We start from the raw sequence: 23,817 nt of genomic DNA on the forward strand, positions 1-23,817 counted from the left end.
ACATCTCCGAAGACGCCGCCGGCCTGCTGAACAAGACCTTCGGCACCGACGCCGTCAAGCGCGGCCTCCTCGTCGGCACCGCCACCATCACCGCACAGATCAAGTAACACCTGCCGCAACACCGCACGACGCGAAGAGTCGCTCCGCCGATCAGGGCGGAGCGGCTCTTCGTCGTTCGCGGTTCCGCACCGGTACTGCTTCTCCCAGTGGCCGAGCCTACGATCGAGCGAATGCCCGCTCCTCGCTCGACCCAGACCGACGACCGACCCGGGCCGGACGACTTCATCCGCGTCCGTGGTGCCCGCGAGAACAACCTGCGCGACGTGGACGTGGACATCCCCCGCGACCGGATCGTCGCGTTCACCGGCGTCTCCGGCTCCGGCAAGTCCTCACTCGCCTTCGGCACCGTCTTCGCCGAGGCCCAGCGCCGGTTCCTCGAGTCCGTCGCCCCGTACGCGCGGCGGTTGATCGCGCAGGGGTCCACCCCGCACGTCGACTCGATCACCGGACTGCCGCCCGCCGTCGCCCTGCAGCAGCGTCGCGGCGCCCCGAGCTCCCGATCCACCGTCGGCACCATGACCACGCTGTCGAACTCGATGCGCATGCTCTACTCGCGCGCCGGCACGTACCCGTCCGGTGCCGACCGGCTCGAGTCGGACTCCTTCTCGCCGAACACCGTCGCCGGCGCCTGCCCGCGGTGCCACGGCATCGGGACCGCGCACGAGGTCACCGAGGCATCGGCCGTGCACGATCCGTCGCTGAGCATCCGCGACGGCGCGATCACCGCCTGGCCCGGTGCGTGGCAGGGCAAGAACCTGCGGGACGTCACCGCGGTGCTCGGCTACGACATCGAGCGCCCGTGGCGTGAGCTGTCGCGCGAGGACCGTGACTGGCTGCTCTTCACCGAGGAACAGCCCGTCGTGCAGGTGCAGCCGAAGCGCGACCGCGTGGCGAAGCCCTACAAGGGTCGGTTCTGGAGCGCCCGCCAGTTCGTCCTGCACACCCTCGCCGACTCGCAGAGCGAGACCCAGCGCAAGAAGGTGCTGCAGTTCGTCGAGTCCGGCCCGTGCGGGCTCTGCGGCGGCACGGGCCTGACCCGAGCCGCCCTCGCCGTGACGATCGGCGGCCACTCGATCGCCGAGCTGAACGCGCTGCCGCTGACCGGCCTGGCTGACGTCCTGCGCCCGATCGCGGCGATCACCGACGCGGCAGCGGCGACGTCACGGGCATCGTCCGGCGAGCACACCGAGGTTGCCGTGGCGATCTCCCGCGACCTGCTCACCCGCGTCGAGGTCCTGGTCGGCCTGGGTCTCGGTTACCTGGCGCTCGACCGCGCCACCCCGACGCTCTCCCCCGGCGAGAGCCAGCGGCTGCGGATCGCGACGCAGCTCCGTTCCGGCCTGTTCGGCGTCGTCTACGTGCTCGACGAACCGAGCGCCGGGCTGCACCCCGCCGATGCCGAGTCCCTCGTCGACGTCCTCGACGACCTGCGTGCCGGCGGCAACAGCGTCTTCGTCGTCGAACACGACATGAGCATCGTGCGCCGAGCCGACTGGATCGTCGACGTCGGACCCCGTGCGGGCACCGGTGGCGGCACCGTCCTGTACAGCGGCCCGGTCGCCGGCCTGGCCGAGGTCGAGGCGTCGGTCACCCGGCGCTTCCTGGAGCCCCGGCAGCCGACCGCCGACCGAGCCGTCCGGGCCCCGATCGGCACGCTCGAGCTCCGCGACCTCACCCTGCACAACCTGCGGGGGCTCGACGTCGACCTGCCGCTCGGTGTCCTCACCGCGGTCACCGGGGTCAGCGGGTCCGGCAAGTCGTCGCTCGTCGGCGGCGTGCTGCCCGGCGTCGCGACGTCGCACCCGCTCATCGACCGCGTCGTGCAGGTCGACCAGAAGCCGATCGGCCGGACGCCCCGCTCGAACCTCGCCACCTACACCGGCCTGTTCGACGCGGTCCGGGCAGCCTTCGCCCAGACCGACGAGGCCAAGGCCCGCGGTTGGGGCGCCGGGCGGTTCTCGTTCAACGTCGCCGGCGGCCGGTGCGAGGTCTGCCAGGGCGAGGGGTCGGTGTCCGTCGAGCTCCTCTTCCTGCCGGGCAGCTGGGCCCCGTGCCCCGAGTGCCACGGCTCCCGCTACACCGCCGAGACGCTCGAGGTCCGGTGGAACGGGGCGTCCATCGCCGACGTCCTCGGCATGACCGTCGACGAAGCGGCGCCGTTCCTGGCCTCCCTGCCCGCAGCCGGGCGCGGACTCGAGACCCTCCGCGAGGTCGGCCTCGGCTACCTGCGACTCGGCCAGCCTGCTCCGGAGCTGTCCGGCGGCGAGGCGCAGCGCATCAAGCTCGCCACGGAACTGCAGCGCGCGCGGACCGGCCACACCCTGTACCTGCTCGACGAGCCCACCACCGGCCTGCACCCGGCCGACGTCGAGCTGCTCACCGCCCAGCTCGCCCGACTGACCGACGCGGGCAACACCGTCGTCGTGGTCGAGCACGCCATGGACGTCGTCGCGAGCGCCGACCACGTCATCGACATGGGCCCGTCCGGCGGTGTCGAGGGTGGCCAGGTGGTCGCCTCCGGCACGCCAGCCGAGGTCGCCGCCTCGACCACCAGCCGGACCGCCCCGTACCTGCGGGACCAGCTCGGTCGCTGACGCAGAAGTGCCCGCCAGGATCGCTCCTGGCGGGCACTTCGTGGCTGCCGCTGGTTACCGCTGGACCGCTTCCGGAGCGTCGTCGCGGAAGAAGTCGCTGCCACTGTGCGTGTAGCCGACCTCACCCGTCCGACGCCACTGCTTGCGGACGCGCTTGAAGGTGGTGATGCGTGCAGGTTCGACGTTCTCGTCGCTCGTGTAGGCGCTCATGGCTGATCTCCCTGTGTGATTGGCCGTGGTTCCTTGGCCCCCCGAAATGGAGGCTAGCGAGGGGCTCGGAGGCGAGTTCGCGATCCGTCCCGGAACGTCCGTGGAACGCAATTCCGGCCGTGCCGAGAGCCGGAACGCGCCCCTCCGGCACCTGGTGCTCGTCCACGCGGAACGAGGATCCCCGCATGACCGGCTGCGATCATGGTGGCTTCGACCAGATCAGGAGGACGAGCGTGACCGCTGCGAACCGAGCCGTGATCATCGACGCAGGGGGCGACGTCACCGCAGACCTCGGCGATCGCTACGAAGCGGACGCGCTGGTGGAGTGGGCGAGCGTCACGAAGACCGTGACCGCCGCCGCCGTGCTCGTCCTCCTCGCTGAACGGGACATCCCACGGGACACCCCCGCCCGGGACCTGTTGCCGGACGTCCCCGACGACGCCACCTACACGGTCGACGACTTGATCCGACACCGCTCGGGCCTGCCCCGTGTGCACCAGGGCATGTCGGCCGGGATCGTCGGCGACCCGTACGCGGACGTGTCCGAGGCGGACATCACGCGTGCGCTGCGCCAGACCCCGACGACACCGGGTGAGCGGGACTACTCCAACCTCGGCTACGCGGTGCTCGGTCGGCTGCTCGAGCACGTCGCGCAGGAAGCATGGTCCACGGTCGCCGAGCGGACGGTCCTCGCTCCGCTCGGCGTCACCAGCGCCACCCTCGACCCGGCACCCGAACGACGAACCCTGCTCCGGTCGTGGCGGGGCCGCCCCCGTGAACCCTGGACCATCGGATCAGGTCCTTACGCGCCGGCCGGCGGGATCTGGTCGACCATGTCCGACCTCCTGCGGTTCGGCGCGGGAATCGGACGCATCGAGCCGGACTTCCTGGCGTGGGAGCACCGCGACGGGCTGATCTGGCACAGCGGGCAGACACGGGACGCCGGCGTCTGTCTGCTCCGTCACGGCGACGTCACGATCGCGTCGCACGCCCTCGGCGCAGCGCCCGGAGCCGCCGACCGGCTCGCCGTCCGACGCCTCCGTGCCGTGGGAGTCGTCGCGTGAGCGCCGGCACGCGAGCTGGAGATGTCCTGCAGGTGGCCCTGGAAGACTCCCGGCAGAGCTCGTTCAAGCGTCTGGCCCGGACGACGGCGGCATTGGCCCTGGCCGCGATGGGCGGTGCCGGTGAGGACTTCCTGCCGAGCTTCGATCTGGTCGTCCGCCGTCGTGACGACGGCGCGGAGGTCCTCCGGACGCGAGCCGGAGACGCGGATCAGGCCGAACGGCTCCTCGAGACCGTGGAACGAGACCTGGACGAGAAGGACGTCACGACGTTCGTCAGCGAGTGGCGCGTCATCGAGCGCTGAGGGAGCGCGCGGGCGGACTCAGGAACGCAGGCCGAGCACCAGGTCGTGGACCACACGCGCTGCGCGTGCCGCGGCGTCGTCCAGGTGCTCACGGAACTCGGCGCCGTCCGGCGCGCAGAGGTCGCTGATGCACCGGACCGACACGAACGGCATGTCGTGCACATGGGCGAACTGCGCGATCGCGGCCGACTCCATGTCGACCGCGGCCACCTCGGGGAACGCGACCCGGAGCGCGCGGGCACGGCCTTCGGTCACGAAGACCTCGCTCGAGCCGATCGTCGCCGACCGCAGGGGCCACGCGATGTCGGCACCCATAGCGAGCTCGACGAGCCGGGCGTCCGGCGCGTAGCCGGTCGGCATGCCGGGGACCTGGCCCAGGGCGTAGCCGAACGCGGTGGCGTCGGCGTTGAGGTTGATGTACCGGTCGCCGACCACGACGTCACCGATGGCGACACCGTGCATGAGCCCACCGGCGGTCCCGACGCTGATCACCGGGATGCCCGGGCCGAAGTCGTGGAAGCCGTGGGCAGCGGCGGCCGTGGCGTTCGTGAAGCCGATGCCGCTGCGGCGCACGACGACCGTGGCGCCGCCGATGTCGAGCAGCTGGTGCGGGTCGTGGCCACCGACGGGGCCGTCGAGGACGGGGACACCGCCGAACAGGTCGGCGAAGGCCGAGACCTCTTCGCTCATGGCCGCGATGATGATCGCGACGGGTTGCTGCTGCACTGATCGATCCTCCCACGCCGGGCGCGCGCGGACGTGCAGGTCGGATCGTCGAAGGTGCTAGCGGCGGGGGTCCTGGCGGACCAGCTCGTCGGCGACGAAGGCGGCGAGCGCGTCGGCGCCGAAGTGGTCGTCGGCGGTGATGGTGACGACGGTGCCGGGGTCGTTGCTCGCCTCGGTCTCGTCGAACAGCAGCATCTGACCGTACGCACCGTGCAGCCGCCAGAGTCGACCGGGGCCACCCCACCCGGCCATCGCGTACCGCTCGTAGCCGGGGCCGGTGCCCTCGCGCTCCACCCAGTCGGTGTGCATCGCGTCGCACCACCGCGCGCTGACGATCTGCTGTCCGTCGACGACCCCGCGGTCGCGGATCAGGCGTCCGATGCGGGCGAGCTCCTCGGTGCGGAGCGACAGTCCCTCGCCGCCGGCGACGAACCCGTTCGGGCAGCGTTGCCACTCGACGTCCTGGATGCCGAGCGGCGCGAACAGTCGCTCGGTGACGAACGCGCCGACGTCGCCGACCCGGGTCTCGAGCACGCGCATCGCCGTGTAGGTGCTGGCGTTCGCGTACTGGAACACCCGGCCGCGGGACGGTCGCCGCAGGAACTCGGCCGCCAGGTCCGGCCAGTCCGTCAGCTCGGTCGCCGACCAGGGCATGTCGATCCCGCTGGTCATGGTGAGCAGGTGGCGGAGGGTGACCCGGTCGACGCCGTCGCCGAGCGCGAGCCCGGTCTCCGTACCGAGGCCCGTGCCGACCAGGGACGTCGCGATCGGTTCGTCGACGTCGACCAGGCCGTCGTCGGCGGCGATGCCGGTGGCCAGGACGCAGACGCCCTTCGCGGCGGAGTGGATCTCGCGTCGGACGTCTGGCGTCCAGTGGTGCTCGGCGACGTCGTCCGCGGTGCCCTCGGTGCCCGGAGCCGCACTCCGCGTGCGCACGTGGATGCCGTGTGCGGCGAACCCGGTGGTGTCGATGTGCCGGACGACGGCGTCGAGGATGGTCGCGGCAGTGTGCACAACCCCATCCTCTCGTGGCCGAGCGCCTGCGGGCACGGGCAGGGGCCGCCGCGTACCGTCCGGCTCGTGTCCGACGAACAGCCCCGCAGCCCCGATCCCACCCGCGTCGGCGACCAGCCCGCACTCCGGACGGCGTCGGGCTCGAACTGGCTCCTGTGGGGAGCCGTCACGGCCGTGATCGTCGCCGCGGTGATGGTCCTCATGGCGATCCGAGCGCCGGCGATCGGCTGGCCGGCGCTGGTGCTCGTCGTCGTGTTGTTCGTGACGATGGTCGTGGTGCGCGTCGCCGTCCGGCCGCAGCGCACCCGACTCGTCACCCTGGCCCTGCTCGACCTCGGCATCGTGCTCGTCGGACTGGTCGCGACCCTCGCGGTGCTCTACTCGACGCCGACGGGCTGATCTGGCGGGACGAGAGGACGTCGGCGCGACCTGCCTGCGTCGGGATGCCTCGACGCAGCGCCGTGCAGTTCGACCCGGGTGCCGTGGGGAGTCCGCAGGGTCGTCCCACGGACGCGGAACACGCGATCGAGCACGTCCGCGTCGAGGACGTCAGCGGGCACGCCGTCCGCCGCGACCCGTCCGCCGTCGAGGACGACGAGGTGATCGCAGTACCGCGCCGCCAGGTCCAGGTCGTGGAGCACGATCACGACGGTGCTCGCTCCGGTTGACAGGAGGTCGAGCAGCTCGAACTGGTGGTGCACGTCGAGGTGGTTGAGGGGCTCGTCGAGCACGAGGACGTCCGGCGTCTGGGCGAGTGCACGTGCGACTTGCACCCGCTGCCGCTCCCCACCGGACAACCCGCTCCAGCGCCGCTGGTCTGTCCCGGCCATCCCGACCTCGGCGAGCGCGACGCGGCAGACCTCGTCGGCGTTCTCGTCGAGCGCCCCCAGGCGTGATCGGTACGGCAGGCGTCCGAGCCGCACGACGTCGAGGACCCGGTGGTCGATCTCCGCATGCCCCTGCTGCTCGACGAACGCGAGCCTCCGAGAGAGCGATCGGCGCGGCAGAGCCCGCAGGTCGGTGTCGTCGAGCGTGACGATGCCGTGGTCCGGAGCGGCGACACCCGCCAGACACCGTGCGAGGGTCGACTTCCCGGAGCCGTTCGGCCCCACGATCCCGGTCATTCGCCCAGAGGGCGCGACCATGTCGACGGCGGTGAGCAGGTCGACTCCGTGGACGGATCGCCCGAGGTCACGCGCCTCCAGCACTCCGGGTTCCTCGCTGATCACCCGCTGCTCGCTCATGCGCGCTGCCCTCGGCGCAGCACGACCAGGAACGTCGGGACACCGATGAGCGCAGTCACCACACCGACCGGGATCTGGTGCGGTGCGAACGCGAGTCGTCCGGCGAGGTCCGCGACGACGAGGAACACGCCTCCGGCGAGAGCGGACACCGGGAGCAGGAGTCGGTGCCCCGGTCCGACGAGCATGCGAGCGGCGTGCGGGACGACGAGCCCGACGAAGCCGATCGCGCCGACCGCAGCGACGACGGCGGCGGTGGCCGCAGCCGCGCCGACGAGGACGATGATCCGGAGGAGCCGGACGTCGATGCCGAGTGCGACCGCGGCGTCGTGCCCGAACACGAACGCGTCGAGGGCGGGCGCGACGGCCACGAACACCACCGTGGCGACGACCACCACGGCGGCGCACACGGCGACGGACGACCACCGGGCCGCTGCGAGGGAGCCGAGCAACCAGTAGGTGATGCCGCGGGTCGCGTCCGCGTCTCCCCACGCCGTGACGACGAGTGACGTGACGGCGGAGAAGAGCTGGCCGACGACCACTCCGGTCAGGACGACGCGACTCGTACTCGCGGTGTCCCGCCCCATGAGTGCGAAGACCAGCGCGAAGGACAGGAGCCCACCGGCCAGCGCACCCCCCGCGAGTGTGACCGAGCCCGCGCCGAGGCCGAGGACCAGGACGAGGACCGCTCCCGTCGACGCGCCGGACGAGATGCCGAGCAGGTAGGGCTCGGCGAGCACGTTGCGGGTGACCGCCTGCAGGACGCACCCGCACACCGCCAGTCCCGCTCCGGCGGCCGCCGCGAGCAGCACACGCGGCAGCCGCAGCTGCCACACCACCGAGTCCGCCAACGGCGACAGGGGCGTGACCGGCAAGCCGAGGTGCGTGCCGATCGACCGCACCGTGTCGGTCCACGTGATGGTCCCGCCGGCGAGCACCACCCCGGCCAGGACGACCACCACCAGCGCTGCCGACAGCATCGGCACGACGATCGCGCCGCGCAGCGCGGTCGGGGTCACCGGCGGGCGAGCACGACGAAGTCGTCGAGGTACTGCCAGACCGGGCCGACCTCGGCGAACCCGGCGACCTCGAGTGCGGCGACGTGGAAGTCGAGGCTGAGTTCCGGGTTGGGCGGGCGGTGCTCGAACCGCCGCTCACGCTCGGCGACGAGCCGCCCGTACCGTTCGACCGCGGTCACCTCTGCGAACCACTGGTCCCAGTCGAGCGCACCGGCGGCTCGATCGGTCTGCTGCGTCCGCACGTCGTCGAGGTCACTGAGCTCCGCGAACAGCGTCCGCCCGTCGAGGTGGCGCAGGTGGTCGGCGTTCATCACCACGCCGCCGGGGGCGAGGAGCGATCCGAGGTCGTTGTAGACCCGGCTCAGGACGTCCGAGGGCAACCAGTGGAGTGCGGTCGAACTGAGGACCGCGTCGGGGACGACACCGTCCAGCCCGGTCGTCCAGTCTCGGTCCCACAGGTCGGCGTCGACGAAACGCACGGGCTGCCCGGCGAGTGCCGTCCGGCCGAGCTCCAGGAGCACCGGGTCGTAGTCGACGGCGATGCAGGTGACGTCCGGGCGACGGGCGATGATGCGTTGACTGATCGAGCCGGGACCACTGGCCAGGTCGAGCACGACACCACCCCGCGGGACGACGTGGTCGACGACGTCGAGCATGACCGCGAAGCGCTGCTCGCGGTGCGTGATGTAGGCGGCCTGCTGGGTGTCCCACGACGCGAGCAGGGCGAGGGCCTGCTCGGTCTCTGCAGCCGTGGGGGTGGCGGTCGTGGTCGTCATCGTTCCTCCGAGTACTCGGTCAGGGCGGTGGAGACGGTCTTCAGGGCGTCGACGCTGCGCACCGACGGGTCGAGTTCGGTCGCCGGGACGGCGATGAGGTGGTCATCGCGGACGGCGCTGAGCCGCTTCGTCACGTCGTCGGTCCGGAGCTGTTCGATCTTGTCGTCGGTGCTGTCGCCGGGCAGACCGCGCGACAGGTCGGCGACCACGATGACGTCGGGGTCCCGCTGTGCGATCTCGTCCCAGCTCGTCTCACCCCACTGCACGTCGAGGTCCTCGAACGCGTTGGTCCCCCCGGCGACGCGACCCATCGTGTCGGCGAGTCCGTTCGCACCGGCCACGACGGGGGCACCGTTCACGGACGAGTACAACCACACGATCGAAGGCTCGCCGGTGTCGGGTGCCGCAGCGGTGACCTGCTCGAGGGTGGCTCGCTGATCAGCCACGAGTCCACGCGCGCGCTCCGGGACACCGAACACCCGGGCGATGTCGGTGACCTCGTCGAGGATGGCGTCGAACCCGACCTCGTCGGGGATGCGTGCCGGGTCTTCGCAGTCGTTGGACGACAGGTACGCGGGCACGCCGAGGTCGACGAGCTCCTCCCGACTGCCTGCGGCCTCCGAGGCGAAGGCCGACGCCCGCATCGAGTACACGAAGTCGGGGTTCGTCTCGCGGAGCTGCTCGGTGGTCGGGTACTGCTCGGCGAGCACCGGGACGTCGTCGTACGCGTCACGCCACTCGGGCGCGACGGCGTCCGTGAGGTAGCTGGTCCCGACCATCCGGCTCTGGAGGCCGAGCGCGAGCATGACCTCGGTCGCTCCCTGCTCGAGCGCCACTGCCCGCTTCGGGGCTTCGGGGACGGTGAGCTGCATCCCACAGCTCGTCACGGTGGTCGCGGCCGAGGTGCGAGGGGACGGTCCGCCAGCGGGGGTCGGGGCCGTGCAACCCGCGAGCGAGAGCGCGACGAGCGCACCCGCCGCGGTGATAACGATTTTCATGTGCACGACGTTATGGGGTGATCGGGGGCAGGACAAATCGGCAGCCCGAGAACGCGGCTGGCGCACCTCGGGGACTCACACCCGGTCCGACCAATTCGCTTATTGAGAACTGTTATCAGTAGACTCCGACCGTGCGAGAACGAGCGAACGCCCCGACCGAGACCCTCGACGCCCTCGTGGTCGGAGCCGGACCGGCCGGCATCGGCACCGGCCTGGCACTCCACGCCGTCGACGGCCTGCTGTTCGGCGTCGTCGAACGCGGCGTCGTCGGAGACACGTTCCGTCGGTGGCCGGAGCACCAGCGGTTCCTGACGCCGTCCTTCACCGGCAACGGCTTCGGAGCCACCGACCTCAACGCGGTCCACCCGCGCACCTCACCCGCCTACAGCCTGGGGACCGACTACCCCTCGGGGCCCGAGTACGCCCGGTACCTGCGTGGCGTCGTCGCGGCCTTCCACCTGCCGACCCTGCTCGACACCGAGGTCGAGCGCATCGAGCCGGACGACGACGGCTTCCGCGTGACCACGAGCCGCGGCCCCGTCATCACCCGCAACGTGGTCTGGGCCGGCGGCGAGTTCTCCGACCCGATCCTGCCCCGTTGCGCCGGCACCTCGCTCGGGGTGCACGCCTCCGCTGAGGCCGCCTGGGTGGCACGGCCCGGCCACGTGGTGGTCGTGGGGGGCTTCGAGTCCGGCATCGACCTGGCGTGCCACCACGTCGAACAGGGGGCGACGGTGACGGTCGTCGACCCGTCCCACCCCTGGGACGCCGGCAGCGGGTCGGACCCGTCGTTCCGCCTCGCCCCGCGGACCCGTCAACGGCTCGCGGCCGCGCGGGCCAGCGGACGCCTCACCCTGGTCGACGACGGTCAGGTCACCGGCATCAAGCGGTCCGGAGAGGGGTTCACCGTCGGCGTCGCCGGACGGACCGCCCTGGTGACGGACGCGCCACCGATCCTCGCCACCGGGTACGGCCCGGGGCTCGGGCCGGCCGCGAGCCTGTTCGACACCCGCGCGGACGGCTGGCCGCTGCTCACCGAGGACGACGAGTCGACCACCACGCCCGGACTCTTCCTGGCCGGCACCGCGCTCCGGCACGGCGCACTGCAGTTCTGCTTCGTCTACAAGTTCCGGCAGCGGTTCGCCCACGTCGCCCGCGTCATCGGCGAACGAGCAGGGCGCGACTGCGGTGCCCTGCAGGAGTGGGACGACGCCGGGATGCTCACCGACGACCTGAGCTGCTGCGGTGTCGAATGCGCGTGCTGATGCCGGCACAGCGGCCCGCCCACCCCGCCGGTGCACGGCTCTGGGCCACCCCCGCGATCGTCGGCGGCGCCATCCTGGTCGGGTCGGTGATCGGCGGGGCCTCCCCCGCGAGCGGCGACGCCATGGGCTCCGTGGTGGACCCGTTGGTGATCACCCTGGTCGTCGCCCTGTTCGTCGACGTCCCGCTGCGCCGCCTCCCACGGACGACGGGCGCGTGGAAGGTCATCGGCATCGCCTGGAGCATGAACTTCCTGCTCGCCCCGCTCGTCGCCTTCCTGCTCACCCGCGTGGCCCTGCCCGGGCACCCCGCCGTCCAGCTCGGCGTGATGCTGTACTTCCTGGCACCCTGCACCGACTGGTTCCTGGCGTTCACCCGCCTGAGCGACGGGGACACCGCTGTCGGGGCGACCCTGCTGCCGATCAACATGGTCACCCAGCTGCTGCTGTTCCCGGTGTGGATCACGGTCCTGGGCGGCAACGCCGGCGTCGATGCCGTGGGGACCGTCGGCACCCTGCTGCAGTGGTTCGTCCTGCCCGCCGCGATCGCCGTGGTGATCCGCTTCGGGATCTCACTGCTGCCGGACGGCGCTCGAGCCCGCGCCGCCGCCCTGCCCGGCCGCGCGGTTCCCTGGATCGTGGGCGCGATGGTCGCCGGGCTCTTCGCCTCGCACATCGCGCTGCTGCTGGCGAACCTGCCGGTGTTCGTCGCCGTGCTGGGGTGCGCGGTGGCCTTCTTCGCGGTGATGTTCATCGCAGCCGAGTGGGCGTCACGCCTCGCCGCCCTGTCGTACCCGCGGTCGGCGCTGCTCGCGATGACGACGGCGGCCCGCAACGCACCCCTGATGATCGGGCTGACGAGCGCCGCACTCCCCCACCAGCCGCTGGTCACCACGGCGATCGTCGTCGGCATGCTCGTCGAGTTCCCGCACCTGCTCGCGGTCCGCCACCTGCTGCTGCGTCGGCGACGTGGTCAGCACGCCGGGCGACGCCTGCGCGGCACCGCCGCATGGGGGCACCCGTGACGCACCGGGTCCGACTCGTCGTCGTCCCGACCGAGCGACGGGTGATCGAGACCGAGCACGACGACCGGCGGACGGCGCTCCTGCTCGCGCTGGGCCAGGTGCCGCTCGGGTACACGGTCACCGACGTCGACGTGCTGCCGGAGCACGGGGACACCGAGTCCGACCCCGCGGAGCCGGGCCGACGCTGAGCCGGCCGTCAGTGGCGGACGAGCACCCCGGCGACGAGTCGGAGCAGCAGGGCGACCACGCCGACCACGGCGATGCCGACCGACACGACCGTCGCCATCAGCAGTCGAAGGCCGTCCGGCACGGCCGTCTCGTCGGACGTGGGGAGGAACGCCGTCGCGACGAACACGCAGCCCGCGGCGATCAGGAACAACACCCCGATGATCGTCAGGGCCCGCAGCGCGGCCGGCGCCGGTTCGTGGTCACCCGGTCGAGCCGGACGAGCCCTGGCCCCCTCGGTCTCCCAGTCCGCCAGTTCCGTCATGGTGGTCCCCCTCCGTCGGGACGATCGTAGGGCCCGGACCGGCCCCGACGGCGCTGGTGCGGCCCGAGACGGGCACGACGCCGGACGGGAGGCCCGTGACGGGCCCGCACCGCGCCTCCAGTCCGGTGCCGGTCGCGACGAGTGCACGTGGCCGGCTACGCGCTGTCGGCCACCGTCGGCTGCGCCTGCCGCAGCCCGGTGACCAGGAGGGTCACGATCGTCCGGACGTCGTAGTCGGGGTCCTGAGGACTCCACGCCACCAGGTCGCCGACGGCCCGGAGCAGCTGGTACGGCGGGGTCGGCGCGGCCACCTCGCCGGACGCCCGCGCGGCGTCGAGCAGTCGGCCGAGCACGGGCACGAGCTCGTCGACGAACAGGGTGTGCAGCGCCGTGAAGCCGTCGGCGTCGCCCTCCCAGACGCGCGCCAGACCGTGCTTGGTGCCGAGGAAGTCGACGAACTGGTGCACCCAGCGCAGCAGGGCGGCGAACGGCGTCGGCTCCGAGCCGAGCAGCGCCGGCCCCGCGTCGACCAGGGCCTCGATCTGGTGCCGGTAGACGGCGACGACCAGGTCCGAACGGGTCGGGAAGTGCCGGTAGAGCGTGCCGACCCCGACCCCGGCGGCGGTGGCGACCTCGCGCACCGGTGCGCCGACGCCCGAGGCGGCGAAGACCGCGGCAGCGGCGTCGAGGATCGTGCGCTCGTTGCGCTCGACGTCGCGACGGCGACGCGGCGCGGGGTCGGGCGACGGGGTGCTCATGCGTCGATCATCGCACGACACCGACGCGATGCGGAACAGCGCTCCGCTTCCTCTTGCAATCCGGATCATTGTTCCGTATCGTTCCGGAACGTCGCTCCGTTTCGGACGACGATCGCTCCGACCACGGGCGACACCGCATCCCGGAAAGGCCCACATGGCACCCACAGCACCTCGACCGCAGGTCATCAGCGTGCGCCCCGTCACGCTTCCCGCACCCTCGCGCGGTCAGGACCTCGAGGTCCGGATCACCGCACCGACGACCGGAACGGACCTGCCCGTCATCGTCTTCGCCCACGGCTTCGGCCAGTCCATGACCGGCGGCGACCCCCTGGTCGACCACTGGACCGCGAACGGCTTCGTCGTCGTCCAACCGACCTTCCTCGACGCGAAGGCCTACGGGCTGACGCTCGAGGACCCGCGCTACCCGACCATCTGGCGGACGCGCGTCGACGACCTCGAGCGGGTGCTCGACGACCTCGACCAGCTCATCGACGCGGTCCCCGGCCTGAGCGGGCGCGTCGACACCGCACGCCTCGCCGCGGTCGGACACTCGTGGGGCGGACAGTCCGTGGGCATGCTGCTCGGGGCCCGCGTCCTGGACGCCGACGGGCGGCCGGGCGATGACCGCACCGACCACCGCGTGCGCGCCGGGGTCCTGCTGTCCACCACCGGGATCGCGCGCGGCGACCTCGCGCCGTTCGCGCAGGAGCACTTCGCGTTCATGAGCCCCGACTTCAGCCAGCTGCACACCCCGTCACTGGTCGTCGCCGGCGACCACGACCAGTCCCAGCTCTCGACCCGAGGCCCGGACTGGTTCACCGACGTCTACCACCTGAGCCCCGGCGCGCGGCACCTGGTGACACTCCACGGCGGCGAGCACCTGCTCGGCGGGATCCAGGACTACGAGTCGACCGCCACCACGGACGAGAGCCCCGAGCGTGTGGACCTCGTCCGCCACACCACGACGGCGTTCCTCCGGACCGAGCTCGGGCTCGACCCCGACGCGTGGTCGGCGGTCGCCGACGCCGTCGGCCCCGCCACCGCCGACGCGGCCGACACTGCTGCCGCGGCCGACACTGCTGCCGCCGTCGGCCACATCGAATCGAAGGAGTACCACTCGTGATCACCGACCAGCACCCCCTGCCCAGCGGCTTCACCGCCGCGTCCACCGCCGCCGACGTCCTGCACGGCGTCGACCTGACCGGCCGGAACGTCGTCGTGACCGGCGGACACAGCCGCCTCGGCCGCGAGACCAGCCGCGCCCTCGCGGCGGCCGGCGCCGACGTCACCGTCGCCTCCCGCGACGTCAATCGGGCATCCGCCGCCGTCGCCGACATCCCGGGCATCCACGTCGAGGCCCTCGACCTCACCGACCCCTCGTCGGTCGATGCCTTCGCCGCGCGCTGGTCGGCCTCCGGCCGCCCACTGCACATGCTCGTGAACAGTGCCGCGATGCTCTTCACCCCGGACCGCCGGCTCGACGGCCGCGGCAACGAACTGGCGTTCTCGACGACGCACCTCGGGCACTTCCAGCTCACGCGGGCGCTCCTCCCCGCCCTCCTGGAGGCCCGTGGTGCGCGGGTCCTGACCGTCACCTCCGGTGCGGCGCGGTTCGGGCGGATCCGGTGGGACGACCTGACGTTCGCGCACGGGTACGACCCGGTCACCGCGTACGGCCAGTCGAAGCGCGCCAACGTCCTGTTCACGGTGGAGCTCGACCGGCGGTACGCCGACCAGGGCATCCGCGCCTTCGCCGCGCACCCCGGCGTCATCATCGGCCCCGGCCCGCACGACGCTTCGCAGATCGCTTCGTACCGCGAGCAGGGGCTCGTCGACGACCACGGGGTTACCGTCATCGACCCCGAGGTCGGCAAGAAGACCGTCGAGCAGGGCGCAGCCACGCTCGTGTTCGGTGCCGCGAGCCCGCTGCTCGACGGCGTCGGCGGGGTCTACCTGAAGGACAGCGACGTCGCCGTGATCGACGACCGGGTCCTGCCCCTGACCGCGGACCGCATCCCGTCGGACGCGAACTCGGCGATGCTCGACGCCGACGATGCCCGGCGCCTGTGGGAGGTCAGCGAGGGACTCCTGGTCTGATCGCCGTCGGCCGGGGGCCTCATCTGCCCACTGTTCTCGTCGTCCTCGCTACTGTGTGACGGTGCTGACCGTGCGGATCGAGAGCCCCCGACAGGACGACGTCCTGCACCTGCTGCAGCAGGGCGACGACTACGGACTGAGCCTCTACCCGGCCGAGAACTACCACGCCCTCGACGTCGACGACCTGGACCAGCCCGACGTCACGTTCCTGGTGGCGCGCCAGGACGGCACCGCCGTCGGCACGGTGGCGCTCGTCGACGCCGGCGACGGCACCGGCGAGGTCAAGCGCATGTTCGTGAGCGACGCCGCGCGTGGGCTCGGCGTGGGGACGCGGTTGCTCGACGCCCTGCACGACCGGGCCCGCGCGGTCGGCATCGGGACCGTCCGGCTCGAGACCGGCCTGCCGCAAGCCGCGGCGATCGCGCTGTACCGGAAGGCCGGGTACGCGGACATCCCCCGGTTCGGCCCGTACGTCGACGACCCGACGAGCGTGTGCATGGAGCAGCAGCTCGTCTGACCGGTGGTCGGTCCCGACGTAGGATCGCGTGTGAGCTCCGAGCACCCCGAACCCAGCGGCATCGACCCCGACGACCTGACCGTCGCGCTCCGGGTGCTCGAGCAGCTGCCGTCGATCGACGAGACGCACCCGGACTTCATCCGGGTCCGCCAGGCCACGGCGAAGATGTTCAAGGCCGTCAAGCGTGCGCACCGCCTCGAGAAGCGCGGCGTCATCGCCGAGGCCGACCGCCGAGTCATTGCCGCCACCGCCACCGGGGCCGCCGACCGGATCGACGACGAGACCCGCGGCGTCCTGATCAGCGCTTCGACCGCCTCGACCACCGCGGGCACGCTGCTGAAGTCACGGCCCTGCTACATGTGCAAGCAGCACTACACGGTCGTCGACGCGTTCTACCACCAGCTCTGCCCGGCATGCGCCCGCATGAGCCACGCGAAGCGCGAGGCCCGGACCGACCTGACCGGCAAGCGGGCGCTGCTCACCGGCGGCCGCGCGAAGATCGGCATGTACATCGCCCTCCGGCTGCTGCGCGACGGGGCCCACACCACCATCACCACGCGGTTCCCCCGCGACGCGGTGCGCCGGTTCGCGAGCCTGCCCGACTCCGCCGACTGGATGGACCGCCTGAAGGTCGTCGGCATCGACCTGCGCGACCCCGCCCAGGTGATCGGACTCGCCGAGGACGTCGCCGCGTCCGGCCCCCTCGACATCCTGATCAACAACGCCACCCAGACCGTGCGCCGGTCGACCGGGGCCTACCAGCCGCTGGTCGACGCGGAACTCGCGCCGCTGCCCGACGGACCGCTGCCCGAACTCGTGACCTTCGGGCACACGAACGACCAGCACCCGCTGGCGCTCGCCCGCTCGGTGGCCGCGCACCCGATCCTCGCTGCCGCCGCAGCTCGGGCCGACGAACTGACCGAACAGGCGATGGCGCCGGGATCGAGCTCGCTCGAACGACTCGCCCTGGGCACCGCCATCGACGCCGGCGGCCTGGTCCCCGACCTGCACGACGAGAACTCGTGGACCCAGCAGGTCGACGAGGTCGACCCGCTCGAGATGCTCGAGGTCCAGCTGGCCAACACCACGGCGCCGTTCATCCTCATCTCGAAGCTCCGCCCCGCCATGGCCGCGAGCACGGGACGCCGCACCTACGTGGTGAACGTCAGCGCCATGGAAGGAGTGTTCGGCCGCGCCTACAAGGGGCCGGGTCACCCGCACACGAACATGGCGAAGGCCGCCGTGAACATGCTCACCCGCACGAGCGCGCAGGAGATGTTCGAGACCGACAACATCCTGATGACGAGCGTCGACACCGGGTGGATCACCGACGAACGGCCGCACCCCACGAAGGTCCGGCTCGCCGAAGAGGGCTTCCACGCGCCGCTCGACCTGGTCGACGGGGCCGCCCGTGTCTACGACCCGATCGTCCGGGGCGAAGCGGGCGAGGACGTGTTCGGTGTCTTCCTGAAGGACTACGCGCCGACTTCGTGGTGACGAGCGGCTGACCGGACCGGTCTAGTCAGCTTTTCGACGGAGCCGTCTCCTGCGGCAGGACCGCGGCGAAGCGGAGCAGGAAGTCGCGCACCACCATCAACGTGTCGTCGTCGTACGAACCGATCGCCTCGTCGAGCTCCGCGGCACGTGACCCGAGGAACCCACTGCTGCGTTCCCGGGTGAGATCGGTGACGCGGAGGGTGACGACCCGACGGTCCGCGCTCTCGCGGCTCCGCACGATCAAGCCACGCTCCTCCAGTCGGTTGACCAACGCGTTCGCCGCACCCGAGGTCATCCCGATCCGCCGGGCGAGCCGCGTGCCCGTCATCGGCTCGCCCTCGGTCTCCGCCCAGAGGATCTCCCCCAGCGCGACGCCGTCCGAGGTCGGCAGCTCCATCCATGCTGCGAAGTGGAGCGCCGACTCCTGGTACCGGACGGCGTAGTGGCGGAGCGCCTCGAGGGTCTGGGAGCGCAGGTCGGTCATGCGATCGATTCTGCCGCCTTCCGGGCCCCCTGCAGTGTCGGGTAGTGCGGCAGGACGGGGACGTGCTTCTCGCTCGTCAGGAGGTACTTCTGGGCGAAGCCGCGGACCGGACCGAGAGACGCCACCCGGAGCGCGGCCCGCACCGCGCGGACGCCCGCCTTCGACGACGGGTGCAGCAGGCGCGCACCGCCGCGCGGAAGCCCCTGGGCGCTGTCGGCGTACCCGCGGAGCATCTCCTCGTAGCGCGCGAATGCGTCCGGGATCGAGTACCCGTGATCAGCGCCGCCGGCCGGCTCGATCGTCCGTGCGAGTTCCCCGGCCAGGATGTGCGCGCCGACCAGGGACAGCGTCGTGCCCATGCCGGTCGGCCCGGAGCCCCAGGCCGCGTCACCGAGCAGCGCGATCCGGCCCTTGCTCCATCGCGACACCACGACCTGTTCCATCCGCTGCGTGTAGAACTCGTCAGACCGCTCGCTGAACCCGTCGAGGATCCGCTCCGTCTGCCACCCTGCGCCCCGGAAGCGCTCGCGCAGGATCCGCAGCTGCACGTCGACGGGGAGCTGCTCGAAGCCCATCGGCTCCGACTCGAAGGACACGCTGGCCCGGATCGTCCCCTCGTTGTCGGGCCGGATCGACGCGACACGTCCACGCGGCGCCGTGTACCAGTCCCAGTGGTCGGTGTCGCTGCCGATCCGGTCGAGCGTGCCGTAGGCGATGCTGACGCCGTGGTCGCGGTACTCCGTCTCGTCGGCGAACAGGATCCGACGGGTGCGCGAGCTGCGGCCCTCGGCGACGACGACCAGGTCGAACCGCTCCGGAGCGCCGCTGTCGTAGCGGACGTTCACCCCGGTGTCGTCCTGTTCGGCGCCCACGACGAAGTCCCCGTAGCGGCGGTCGATCGTGTCCGGCAGCGCATCGAGGAGGATCCCGGCGAACGTGCCCCGCAGGATCTCGATCTCGGCAGTCGGACCGTCCTGGCCCTCGGTCTTCGGAAACGTGGCGTACGGGGTGCCGTGCTCGTCCACGTACCGTGTGCCCGCTTCGCCGGTGAGGTGCTGCATCACCGTGTCGCGGAGGCCCATGCGCTCGAGGACCTCGCGCCCGAGCCCCCGGACGTCGATGTTCTGGCCGGTGGTCCGCTGCTCCGGCGACCGCTCGAGCAGCGTGACATCGAAGCCCGATCGGTCGAGTCCCCACGCCAGCGCGGGGCCCGCGATGCTCGCGCCGGTGATCAGGACGCGTGGGCGGTGGTGCGGCGTGGTCGCCATGGGTGGTCCTCTGCTCGTGGGGCGGCGAGTTGCCGCCTCACGAAGGGTATACCTTCACAGCGATAACACTCCACAGAGAAGATGCTTTCGGGTCCGCGTCGATCGGTGAGCTGTCAGACCAGATCCTCCGCGACGGCAACGAGTGCGCGGGCGGCCGCACCGGCATTGTGGATGTCCGATGCGTCTACCGACCTCGCGCTGTAGGCCGCCTTGTTCTTGACCCGAACGAGCGTCTCGAGGTGCTTCGCGATCGGCCGGTCTGTCGCATCCTGCAGGATCGAGACGCCGTCGTTGTGGCTCGCACCACTGCTGTACCTTCCGGTCTTGCCGATGCAGATGGCGTCTGCCGCGGCGATCCCTGCGTCGACGCACAGGTCGACGAAGGAGTCGGCATGAGGGGACGTCGGAACCAGGATCCCGTCCTCGGCACCGAACTCGAACAGCGTCTCGGCTGACTCGAGGAAGCCCTTGGCCTTCTCGAGCCGACCGCGCATGAAAGCGTTGTCGCCGTCAGTGGTCGACGGCAGTTTCGGTGGAGTCAACGTGCGGCCTTCCTGAGGTGGGCTTGGAGCCATCGGCGGTCTTCCACGAGGGGAATACCCTCACTCGCGATGGAACCGATGAGCGGGTCATCGGGGCTGACCCCCAAGACGTCGTACACGATGGGGTTCACCTGGTTGCCGGTCCACCGGTGAACGGCAATGGTGAGGTCGTAGATGCGGTCCTCAGCATCCGTCCGCGAAACGGCATCCACGGCGAAGAACAGATCGATGTCGCTGTCCGGTCGCATCGCACCTCGCGCGGCCGAGCCGAACAACGCTGCGTAGCGGACCGGCATCGATGCGATCTCCCCGCGAACCCTGTCGAGGAAGCGGGTACGGGCTCCGGCGACCTCGAGGACCGCCGACGCGAGGAGATGGTCTCGGTTGAGCGCGTACGTGCTCACGCCGCCGATGTCGTCGAACACAACGATGCCCTGCTCCGTCAGACGGTCAAGCACCTTCTTCACGCCGTTTCGCGAACGGCCTCCGGGCACGAGCCGCTGGACCGCGGACACCGTGAAGGGTCGGTCCGACAGGCCGCTCAGCACCATCAGAACGTCACCATCGAGGCCGCTCGACAACGCCGCGAACGGGCTCTGCAGCTGCACGACACCCTCCTCACCTCGGTCATCCAACATCACTACAGTGACGCGTACATCACTATAGTGATGGGAAGCAACCAGAAGGAACCAGAAGGAACCACTTCCGGGCAATCCCTGGACAGATGCAGCGCACTCGCCCCTGCGGTCGGGTCGCTCGAATTGAGCAGCGAAGATGCGACCGGTCAGCGCGGAGTTGCTCCGCCTCCAGGATTCGAACCCGGACCTAACGGCACCAAAGGCCGTCGTGCTGCCATTACACCAAGGCGGAACGCACCCGGAGGTGCTCCTCCATCCTCCCACGACCGACGAGGCTGGCTGTCCGCTCCGGGTTCGGCCAAGATGGAGGGATGCCGCATGAGGACGAGGTCGATCGCATCGTCGCGGCGTGGGGTCGTGAGCGTGCCGACCTCGACTTCGGCCCGCTCGAGGTCCTGTCCCGCGTGGACCGGCTCGCCCGGCACCTGGACCGCGCCAGGCGGACGGCCTTCGACGCGAGCGACATGGAACCGTGGGAGTTCGACGTCCTGTCGGCCCTGCGGCGGGCGGGTGATCCCTACGAGCTGAGCCCGAAGACCCTGCTGCAGCAGACCCTGGTGTCGAGCGGCACGATGACGAACCGGGTGGACCGCCTGGCGGCCCGCGGCTTCGTGGGACGACGGACCGACCCGAAGGACGGCCGCGGCATCCTCGTCTCGCTGACGGGCAAGGGCCGGGTGGCGGTGGACGCGGCGATCGCGGACCTGCTGGCCGCCGAGCGCGACATCCTGTCCGGGGTCTCCGCCGACGAGCAGGGCCAGTTGGCCGGGCTGCTCCGCCGACTCATCCTGGGTCTCGGGGACTGATCGAAAGCGCGACACGGGCCGAGCGGCCCCGGCGTAGCGTGCGGCGCATGCACGCCATCACCCTCGCCGTCGCCGACGTCGCTCGATCGGCCGAGTTCTACCGCGCCCTGCTCGGCATCGAGGGCAGCGGCGTCATCGGCACCGAGTACCCCGCCACCGAGACGCAGGCCGGCGGCACCACGGCGATGTTCACCCTCGACGACGGCCTGATCGTCAGCGTCTACGGCCGGGACGACATGGCGAAGGACTCCGGCGTACAGCTGGCCACGGCACCGAGCAGCACGATCGGGCACTTCACGAGCAGTCAGGCCGAGGCGGAGGCGTTCCTCGAACGGGCGCAGGCAGCGGGCGCCACGATGCCCGAACCGCCCTACACGCGCCCGTGGGGCATGTGGTCCGGCTTCTTCCAGGACCCGGACGGGCACCTGTGGGAGGTCGTGGCGAACCCCGGCGGCGAGGCCCCCGAGGACGCCACACCGGCGGACAGCAGCCAGGACGCGGTCGACCCCGCATCCGTCGAGTAGACCGGCTCAGACCCCGAGCAGCTCAGCGACCTCGAGCCAGCGCTCCTCGAGCTGCTCGACCTCGGCCTCGAGCGCAGCGAGCTTCGCCTGCAGTTCGCCGAGCCCGGCGTAGTCGGACTGGTCGTGCGTCGCGAACTGGTCGAGCAGCTTCTTGCGGTCCGCGCCGACCTTCGCGATCTTGCGGTCGAGCGCCGACATCTCCTTCTCGGCCGTCCGCCGGTCCGCTCCCGACAGGGCCGACGCACCAGCGGCCGTGGACCCGGCCACGGCACCGGCCGAGCCGGTCCCGCCGACGGTGTCGGGCCTCCCGGCAGACGCGGCGGCAGCCGCAGAGGCGGTCCCGCCACCGGTACCGGCCTCGCGCAGCCGCATGTACTCGTCGACGCCGCCGGGCAGGTGGCGCAGGTGCCCGCCGAGCACGGCGTACTGCTGGTCGGTGACGCGCTCGAGCAGGTACCGGTCGTGGCTGACGACCAGCAGGGTGCCGGGCCAGGTGTCGAGCAGGTCCTCCATGGCGGCGAGCATGTCGGTGTCGAGGTCGTTGGTGGGCTCGTCGAGGATCAGCACGTTCGGCTCGTCGAGCAGGATGAGCATGAGCTGCAGGCGCCGCTTCTGCCCACCGGACAGGTCCTTGACCGGCGTGGAGAGCTGCTCCGAGGTGAAGCCGAGCCGCTCGAGCAGCTGCGACGGCGTCATCTCCTTGCCGTCGGCGACGTAGCTCGTCTTCTTGCGGGCCACGACCTCGCGCACGCGGTCGTCGGCGAACTGCTGCAGGTCGGCGAGCTGCTGGTCGAGGACCGCGACCTGCACCGTCTTGCCGGTCTTCACCCGCCCGCTCGTCGGCTGCAGCCGCCCGGAGACCAGGTTGAGCAGCGTCGACTTGCCGGCGCCGTTCGGGCCGAGGATGCCGGTCCGCTCCCCCGGTGCGATGCGCCACTCGATGCGGTCGAGGATCTGCGTGCCGTCGAACGAGACGCTCACGTCGAGCAGGTCGACGACGTCCTTGCCGAGGCGAGCGGTCGCCGTCCGGGACAGCGCGACGGTGTCGCGGATCGGCGGGACGTCGTCGATCAGGGCATTAGCCGCGTCGATGCGGAACTTCGGCTTGCTCGTGCGGGCCGGGGCGCCGCGGCGGAGCCACGCGAGCTCCTTGCGGGCCAGGTTCTGCCGGCGCTGCTCGATCGTGGCAGCCTGCCGGTCACGCTCGACGCGCTGCAGGATGTACGCGGCGTAGCCACCTTCGAAGGGGTCGACGACGCCGTCGTGGACCTCCCACGTGTCGGTCGACACGGCGTCGAGGAACCACCGGTCGTGCGTCACGACGACCATGCCGCCCTGGTTCGACGACCAGCGGCGGTTGATGTGCCCGGCGAGCCACTCGATGCCCTCGACGTCCAGGTGGTTGGTCGGCTCGTCCAGGAACAGGACGTCCCAGTCGCCGACCAGCAGCCGCGCGAGTGCCACACGACGACGCTGCCCACCGGACAGCTCGTCGACGCTGACGTCCCACGGGATGTCCGAGACCAGACCGCCGATGATGTCGCGGATCTTCGGGTCACCGGCCCACTCGTGCTCCTCGAGGTCGCCGACGACGGTGCTGCCGACGGTCGCGCCCTCGGGCAGGATGTCGCGCTGGTCCAGGTAGCCGATGGTCAGCCCACGGCGGTGCGTGACGCGGCCGCCGTCCGGCTCGAGGCGCTGGGACAGCAGTGCGAGGAGGGTCGACTTGCCGTCGCCGTTCCGGCCGACGACGCCGATCCGGTCGCCCTCGTCGATGCCGAGGGTGACGTTGTCGAAGACGACCTTGGTGGGGAACTCGAGATGCAGGTTCTCGGCGCCGAGGAGATGTGCCACGCGTCAAGGGTAGGTGGCGCGGCGGGGTGGTGGGTGCGGGGCGGGTTGCTG

Annotated in this window: 27 protein-coding genes and 1 tRNA gene; 13 read left to right on the forward strand and 15 right to left on the reverse strand. The window is 71.4% G+C overall.

The window, feature by feature from the left end:
• Positions 1 to 230 precede the first annotated feature (230 nt).
• Entirely contained in the window at positions 231 to 2,654 is a 2,424-nt protein-coding gene (locus DEJ06_RS17460; RefSeq protein ID WP_111040163.1) for an excinuclease ABC subunit UvrA, read from the forward strand.
• A gap of 54 nt (positions 2,655 to 2,708) precedes the next feature.
• On the opposite strand, the gene DEJ06_RS18455 is transcribed toward DEJ06_RS17460, so the two are convergent.
• Entirely contained in the window at positions 2,709 to 2,864 is a 156-nt protein-coding gene (locus DEJ06_RS18455) for a hypothetical protein (RefSeq protein ID WP_155896774.1), read from the reverse strand.
• 185 nt (positions 2,865 to 3,049) lie between these two features.
• Here DEJ06_RS18455 and DEJ06_RS17465 point away from each other — a divergent pair, with 185 nt between their 5' ends.
• A complete protein-coding gene (locus tag DEJ06_RS17465) occupies positions 3,050 to 3,928 on the forward strand; it encodes a serine hydrolase (protein ID WP_111040164.1) in 879 nt (292 codons plus the stop codon).
• Complete coding sequence (locus tag DEJ06_RS18130; RefSeq protein WP_146245902.1) at positions 3,925 to 4,230, forward strand: hypothetical protein; 306 nt, start codon at positions 3,925 to 3,927, stop codon at positions 4,228 to 4,230. Before DEJ06_RS17465 ends, DEJ06_RS18130 begins: the two co-directional genes overlap by 4 nt.
• 18 nt (positions 4,231 to 4,248) lie before the next feature.
• On the opposite strand, the gene mtnN is transcribed toward DEJ06_RS18130, so the two are convergent.
• Both mtnN and DEJ06_RS17480 read right to left on the reverse strand, forming a co-directional pair.
• Positions 4,249 to 4,956: a 5'-methylthioadenosine/S-adenosylhomocysteine nucleosidase gene (gene mtnN / locus DEJ06_RS17475; protein ID WP_111040166.1), complete on the reverse strand. Its 708-nt coding sequence runs from the start codon at positions 4,954 to 4,956 to the stop codon at positions 4,249 to 4,251.
• A 57-nt stretch (positions 4,957 to 5,013) separates the two neighbouring features.
• The gene (locus DEJ06_RS17480; RefSeq protein WP_111040167.1) at positions 5,014 to 5,970 is read right to left on the reverse strand and encodes a serine hydrolase; all 957 of its coding nucleotides are present in this window, start codon (positions 5,968 to 5,970) and stop codon (positions 5,014 to 5,016) included.
• 66 nt (positions 5,971 to 6,036) lie between these two features.
• On the opposite strand from DEJ06_RS17480, the gene DEJ06_RS17485 reads away from it, so the two are divergent.
• Positions 6,037 to 6,369, forward strand: a complete 333-nt coding sequence (locus DEJ06_RS17485; RefSeq protein ID WP_146245903.1) for a hypothetical protein — start codon at positions 6,037 to 6,039, stop codon at positions 6,367 to 6,369.
• Here the strand turns inward: DEJ06_RS17485 and DEJ06_RS17490 are convergent.
• The 4 genes from DEJ06_RS17490 to DEJ06_RS17505 are packed head-to-tail and all read right to left on the reverse strand — an operon-like array spanning position 6,348 to position 10,004.
• The gene (locus DEJ06_RS17490; protein ID WP_111040169.1) at positions 6,348 to 7,214 is read right to left on the reverse strand and encodes an ABC transporter ATP-binding protein; all 867 of its coding nucleotides are present in this window, start codon (positions 7,212 to 7,214) and stop codon (positions 6,348 to 6,350) included. The two genes, DEJ06_RS17485 and DEJ06_RS17490, sit on opposite strands and share 22 nt — an antisense overlap.
• Positions 7,211 to 8,230 carry an iron ABC transporter permease gene (locus DEJ06_RS17495; protein ID WP_258372506.1) on the reverse strand — a complete coding sequence of 340 codons (1,020 nt, stop codon included), beginning with the start codon at positions 8,228 to 8,230 and terminating at the stop codon, positions 7,211 to 7,213. The genes DEJ06_RS17490 and DEJ06_RS17495 overlap by 4 nt, the downstream gene beginning before the upstream one ends.
• Entirely contained in the window at positions 8,227 to 9,006 is a 780-nt protein-coding gene (locus DEJ06_RS17500) for a trans-aconitate 2-methyltransferase (protein WP_111040170.1), read from the reverse strand. Before DEJ06_RS17500 ends, DEJ06_RS17495 begins: the two co-directional genes overlap by 4 nt.
• Positions 9,003 to 10,004 carry an ABC transporter substrate-binding protein gene (locus DEJ06_RS17505; protein ID WP_111040171.1) on the reverse strand — a complete coding sequence of 334 codons (1,002 nt, stop codon included), beginning with the start codon at positions 10,002 to 10,004 and terminating at the stop codon, positions 9,003 to 9,005. Before DEJ06_RS17505 ends, DEJ06_RS17500 begins: the two co-directional genes overlap by 4 nt.
• A 131-nt stretch (positions 10,005 to 10,135) precedes the next feature.
• Here DEJ06_RS17505 and DEJ06_RS17510 point away from each other — a divergent pair, with 131 nt between their 5' ends.
• From DEJ06_RS17510 to DEJ06_RS17520, 3 genes are read left to right on the forward strand one after another with little or no spacing between them, the layout of a single operon-like run.
• On the forward strand, positions 10,136 to 11,269 hold the full coding sequence (locus tag DEJ06_RS17510; protein WP_258372507.1) for an NAD(P)/FAD-dependent oxidoreductase: 1,134 nt from the start codon (positions 10,136 to 10,138) through the stop codon (positions 11,267 to 11,269).
• Entirely contained in the window at positions 11,269 to 12,291 is a 1,023-nt protein-coding gene (locus DEJ06_RS17515) for an arsenic resistance protein (protein WP_181436858.1), read from the forward strand. Before DEJ06_RS17510 ends, DEJ06_RS17515 begins: the two co-directional genes overlap by 1 nt.
• The gene (locus DEJ06_RS17520; protein ID WP_146243421.1) at positions 12,288 to 12,479 is read left to right on the forward strand and encodes a hypothetical protein; all 192 of its coding nucleotides are present in this window, start codon (positions 12,288 to 12,290) and stop codon (positions 12,477 to 12,479) included. Before DEJ06_RS17515 ends, DEJ06_RS17520 begins: the two co-directional genes overlap by 4 nt.
• A gap of 8 nt (positions 12,480 to 12,487) precedes the next feature.
• Here the strand turns inward: DEJ06_RS17520 and DEJ06_RS17525 are convergent, their stop codons facing one another.
• Complete coding sequence (locus tag DEJ06_RS17525; protein WP_111040173.1) at positions 12,488 to 12,781, reverse strand: hypothetical protein; 294 nt, start codon at positions 12,779 to 12,781, stop codon at positions 12,488 to 12,490.
• A 155-nt stretch (positions 12,782 to 12,936) separates the two neighbouring features.
• Positions 12,937 to 13,539 (reverse strand): TetR/AcrR family transcriptional regulator, encoded by a 603-nt coding sequence (locus DEJ06_RS17530; protein ID WP_071405995.1) that lies wholly within the window; start codon positions 13,537 to 13,539, stop codon positions 12,937 to 12,939.
• 154 nt (positions 13,540 to 13,693) lie between these two features.
• Here DEJ06_RS17530 and DEJ06_RS17535 point away from each other — a divergent pair, with 154 nt between their 5' ends.
• The 4 genes from DEJ06_RS17535 to DEJ06_RS17550 all read left to right on the forward strand — a co-directional run bounded on the left by DEJ06_RS17535 (position 13,694) and on the right by DEJ06_RS17550 (position 17,650).
• The gene (locus tag DEJ06_RS17535) at positions 13,694 to 14,662 is read left to right on the forward strand and encodes a chlorophyllase (protein WP_111040174.1); all 969 of its coding nucleotides are present in this window, start codon (positions 13,694 to 13,696) and stop codon (positions 14,660 to 14,662) included.
• Positions 14,659 to 15,636, forward strand: coding sequence for an SDR family NAD(P)-dependent oxidoreductase (locus DEJ06_RS17540; protein ID WP_111040175.1), 978 nt, complete (start codon positions 14,659 to 14,661; stop codon positions 15,634 to 15,636). The genes DEJ06_RS17535 and DEJ06_RS17540 overlap by 4 nt, the downstream gene beginning before the upstream one ends.
• A 61-nt stretch (positions 15,637 to 15,697) precedes the next feature.
• Positions 15,698 to 16,153 (forward strand): GNAT family N-acetyltransferase, encoded by a 456-nt coding sequence (locus tag DEJ06_RS17545; protein ID WP_258320811.1) that lies wholly within the window; start codon positions 15,698 to 15,700, stop codon positions 16,151 to 16,153.
• 30 nt (positions 16,154 to 16,183) lie between these two features.
• Entirely contained in the window at positions 16,184 to 17,650 is a 1,467-nt protein-coding gene (locus tag DEJ06_RS17550) for an SDR family oxidoreductase (RefSeq protein WP_111040177.1), read from the forward strand.
• A gap of 25 nt (positions 17,651 to 17,675) precedes the next feature.
• Here the strand turns inward: DEJ06_RS17550 and DEJ06_RS17555 are convergent, their stop codons facing one another.
• From DEJ06_RS17555 to DEJ06_RS17575, 5 genes are all read right to left on the reverse strand, one after another.
• Positions 17,676 to 18,134: a MarR family winged helix-turn-helix transcriptional regulator gene (locus DEJ06_RS17555; RefSeq protein WP_220034943.1), complete on the reverse strand. Its 459-nt coding sequence runs from the start codon at positions 18,132 to 18,134 to the stop codon at positions 17,676 to 17,678.
• Positions 18,131 to 19,402, reverse strand: coding sequence for an FAD-dependent monooxygenase (locus tag DEJ06_RS17560; protein ID WP_111040178.1), 1,272 nt, complete (start codon positions 19,400 to 19,402; stop codon positions 18,131 to 18,133). The genes DEJ06_RS17555 and DEJ06_RS17560 overlap by 4 nt, the downstream gene beginning before the upstream one ends.
• A 113-nt stretch (positions 19,403 to 19,515) precedes the next feature.
• Positions 19,516 to 19,896, reverse strand: coding sequence for a hypothetical protein (locus tag DEJ06_RS17565; RefSeq protein ID WP_111040179.1), 381 nt, complete (start codon positions 19,894 to 19,896; stop codon positions 19,516 to 19,518).
• 44 nt (positions 19,897 to 19,940) lie between these two features.
• Positions 19,941 to 20,552, reverse strand: a complete 612-nt coding sequence (locus DEJ06_RS17570) for a nucleotidyltransferase family protein (protein ID WP_181436859.1) — start codon at positions 20,550 to 20,552, stop codon at positions 19,941 to 19,943.
• Between the two features lie 190 nt (positions 20,553 to 20,742).
• Positions 20,743 to 20,814 (reverse strand) — tRNA-Gln (locus tag DEJ06_RS17575).
• 79 nt (positions 20,815 to 20,893) lie between these two features.
• On the opposite strand from DEJ06_RS17575, the gene DEJ06_RS17580 reads away from it, so the two are divergent.
• Entirely contained in the window at positions 20,894 to 21,388 is a 495-nt protein-coding gene (locus DEJ06_RS17580; protein WP_111040181.1) for a MarR family winged helix-turn-helix transcriptional regulator, read from the forward strand.
• A 47-nt stretch (positions 21,389 to 21,435) separates the two neighbouring features.
• Positions 21,436 to 21,912 (forward strand): VOC family protein, encoded by a 477-nt coding sequence (locus tag DEJ06_RS17585; RefSeq protein ID WP_146245905.1) that lies wholly within the window; start codon positions 21,436 to 21,438, stop codon positions 21,910 to 21,912.
• 6 nt (positions 21,913 to 21,918) lie between these two features.
• Here the strand turns inward: DEJ06_RS17585 and DEJ06_RS17590 are convergent, their stop codons facing one another.
• Positions 21,919 to 23,766: an ABC-F family ATP-binding cassette domain-containing protein gene (locus DEJ06_RS17590; RefSeq protein WP_111040183.1), complete on the reverse strand. Its 1,848-nt coding sequence runs from the start codon at positions 23,764 to 23,766 to the stop codon at positions 21,919 to 21,921.
• Positions 23,767 to 23,817: the final 51 nt, after the last annotated feature.

Origin of the sequence: Curtobacterium sp. MCLR17_051, assembly GCF_003234395.1 — a bacterium.
In the GTDB taxonomy this organism is placed as follows: domain Bacteria; phylum Actinomycetota; class Actinomycetes; order Actinomycetales; family Microbacteriaceae; genus Curtobacterium; species Curtobacterium flaccumfaciens.

Excerpts from the sequence above, each read along its gene's own strand:
- DEJ06_RS17460 (WP_111040163.1), top strand. The coding sequence starts at position 231 with ATGCCCGCTCCTCGCTCGACCCAGACCGACGACCGACCCGGGCCGGAC.
- DEJ06_RS18455 (WP_155896774.1), bottom strand. The coding sequence starts at position 2,864 with ATGAGCGCCTACACGAGCGACGAGAACGTCGAACCTGCACGCATCACC.
- DEJ06_RS17465 (WP_111040164.1), top strand. The coding sequence starts at position 3,050 with ATGACCGGCTGCGATCATGGTGGCTTCGACCAGATCAGGAGGACGAGC.
- DEJ06_RS17490 (WP_111040169.1), bottom strand. The coding sequence starts at position 7,214 with ATGAGCGAGCAGCGGGTGATCAGCGAGGAACCCGGAGTGCTGGAGGCG.
- DEJ06_RS17500 (WP_111040170.1), bottom strand. The coding sequence starts at position 9,006 with ATGACGACCACGACCGCCACCCCCACGGCTGCAGAGACCGAGCAGGCC.
- DEJ06_RS17505 (WP_111040171.1), bottom strand. The coding sequence starts at position 10,004 with ATGAAAATCGTTATCACCGCGGCGGGTGCGCTCGTCGCGCTCTCGCTC.
- DEJ06_RS17515 (WP_181436858.1), top strand. The coding sequence starts at position 11,269 with ATGCCGGCACAGCGGCCCGCCCACCCCGCCGGTGCACGGCTCTGGGCC.
- DEJ06_RS17525 (WP_111040173.1), bottom strand. The coding sequence starts at position 12,781 with ATGACGGAACTGGCGGACTGGGAGACCGAGGGGGCCAGGGCTCGTCCG.
- DEJ06_RS17530 (WP_071405995.1), bottom strand. The coding sequence starts at position 13,539 with ATGAGCACCCCGTCGCCCGACCCCGCGCCGCGTCGCCGTCGCGACGTC.
- DEJ06_RS17535 (WP_111040174.1), top strand. The coding sequence starts at position 13,694 with ATGGCACCCACAGCACCTCGACCGCAGGTCATCAGCGTGCGCCCCGTC.
- DEJ06_RS17555 (WP_220034943.1), bottom strand. The coding sequence starts at position 18,134 with ATGACCGACCTGCGCTCCCAGACCCTCGAGGCGCTCCGCCACTACGCC.
- DEJ06_RS17560 (WP_111040178.1), bottom strand. The coding sequence starts at position 19,402 with ATGGCGACCACGCCGCACCACCGCCCACGCGTCCTGATCACCGGCGCG.
- DEJ06_RS17565 (WP_111040179.1), bottom strand. The coding sequence starts at position 19,896 with ATGCGCGGTCGGCTCGAGAAGGCCAAGGGCTTCCTCGAGTCAGCCGAG.
- DEJ06_RS17580 (WP_111040181.1), top strand. The coding sequence starts at position 20,894 with ATGCCGCATGAGGACGAGGTCGATCGCATCGTCGCGGCGTGGGGTCGT.
- DEJ06_RS17585 (WP_146245905.1), top strand. The coding sequence starts at position 21,436 with ATGCACGCCATCACCCTCGCCGTCGCCGACGTCGCTCGATCGGCCGAG.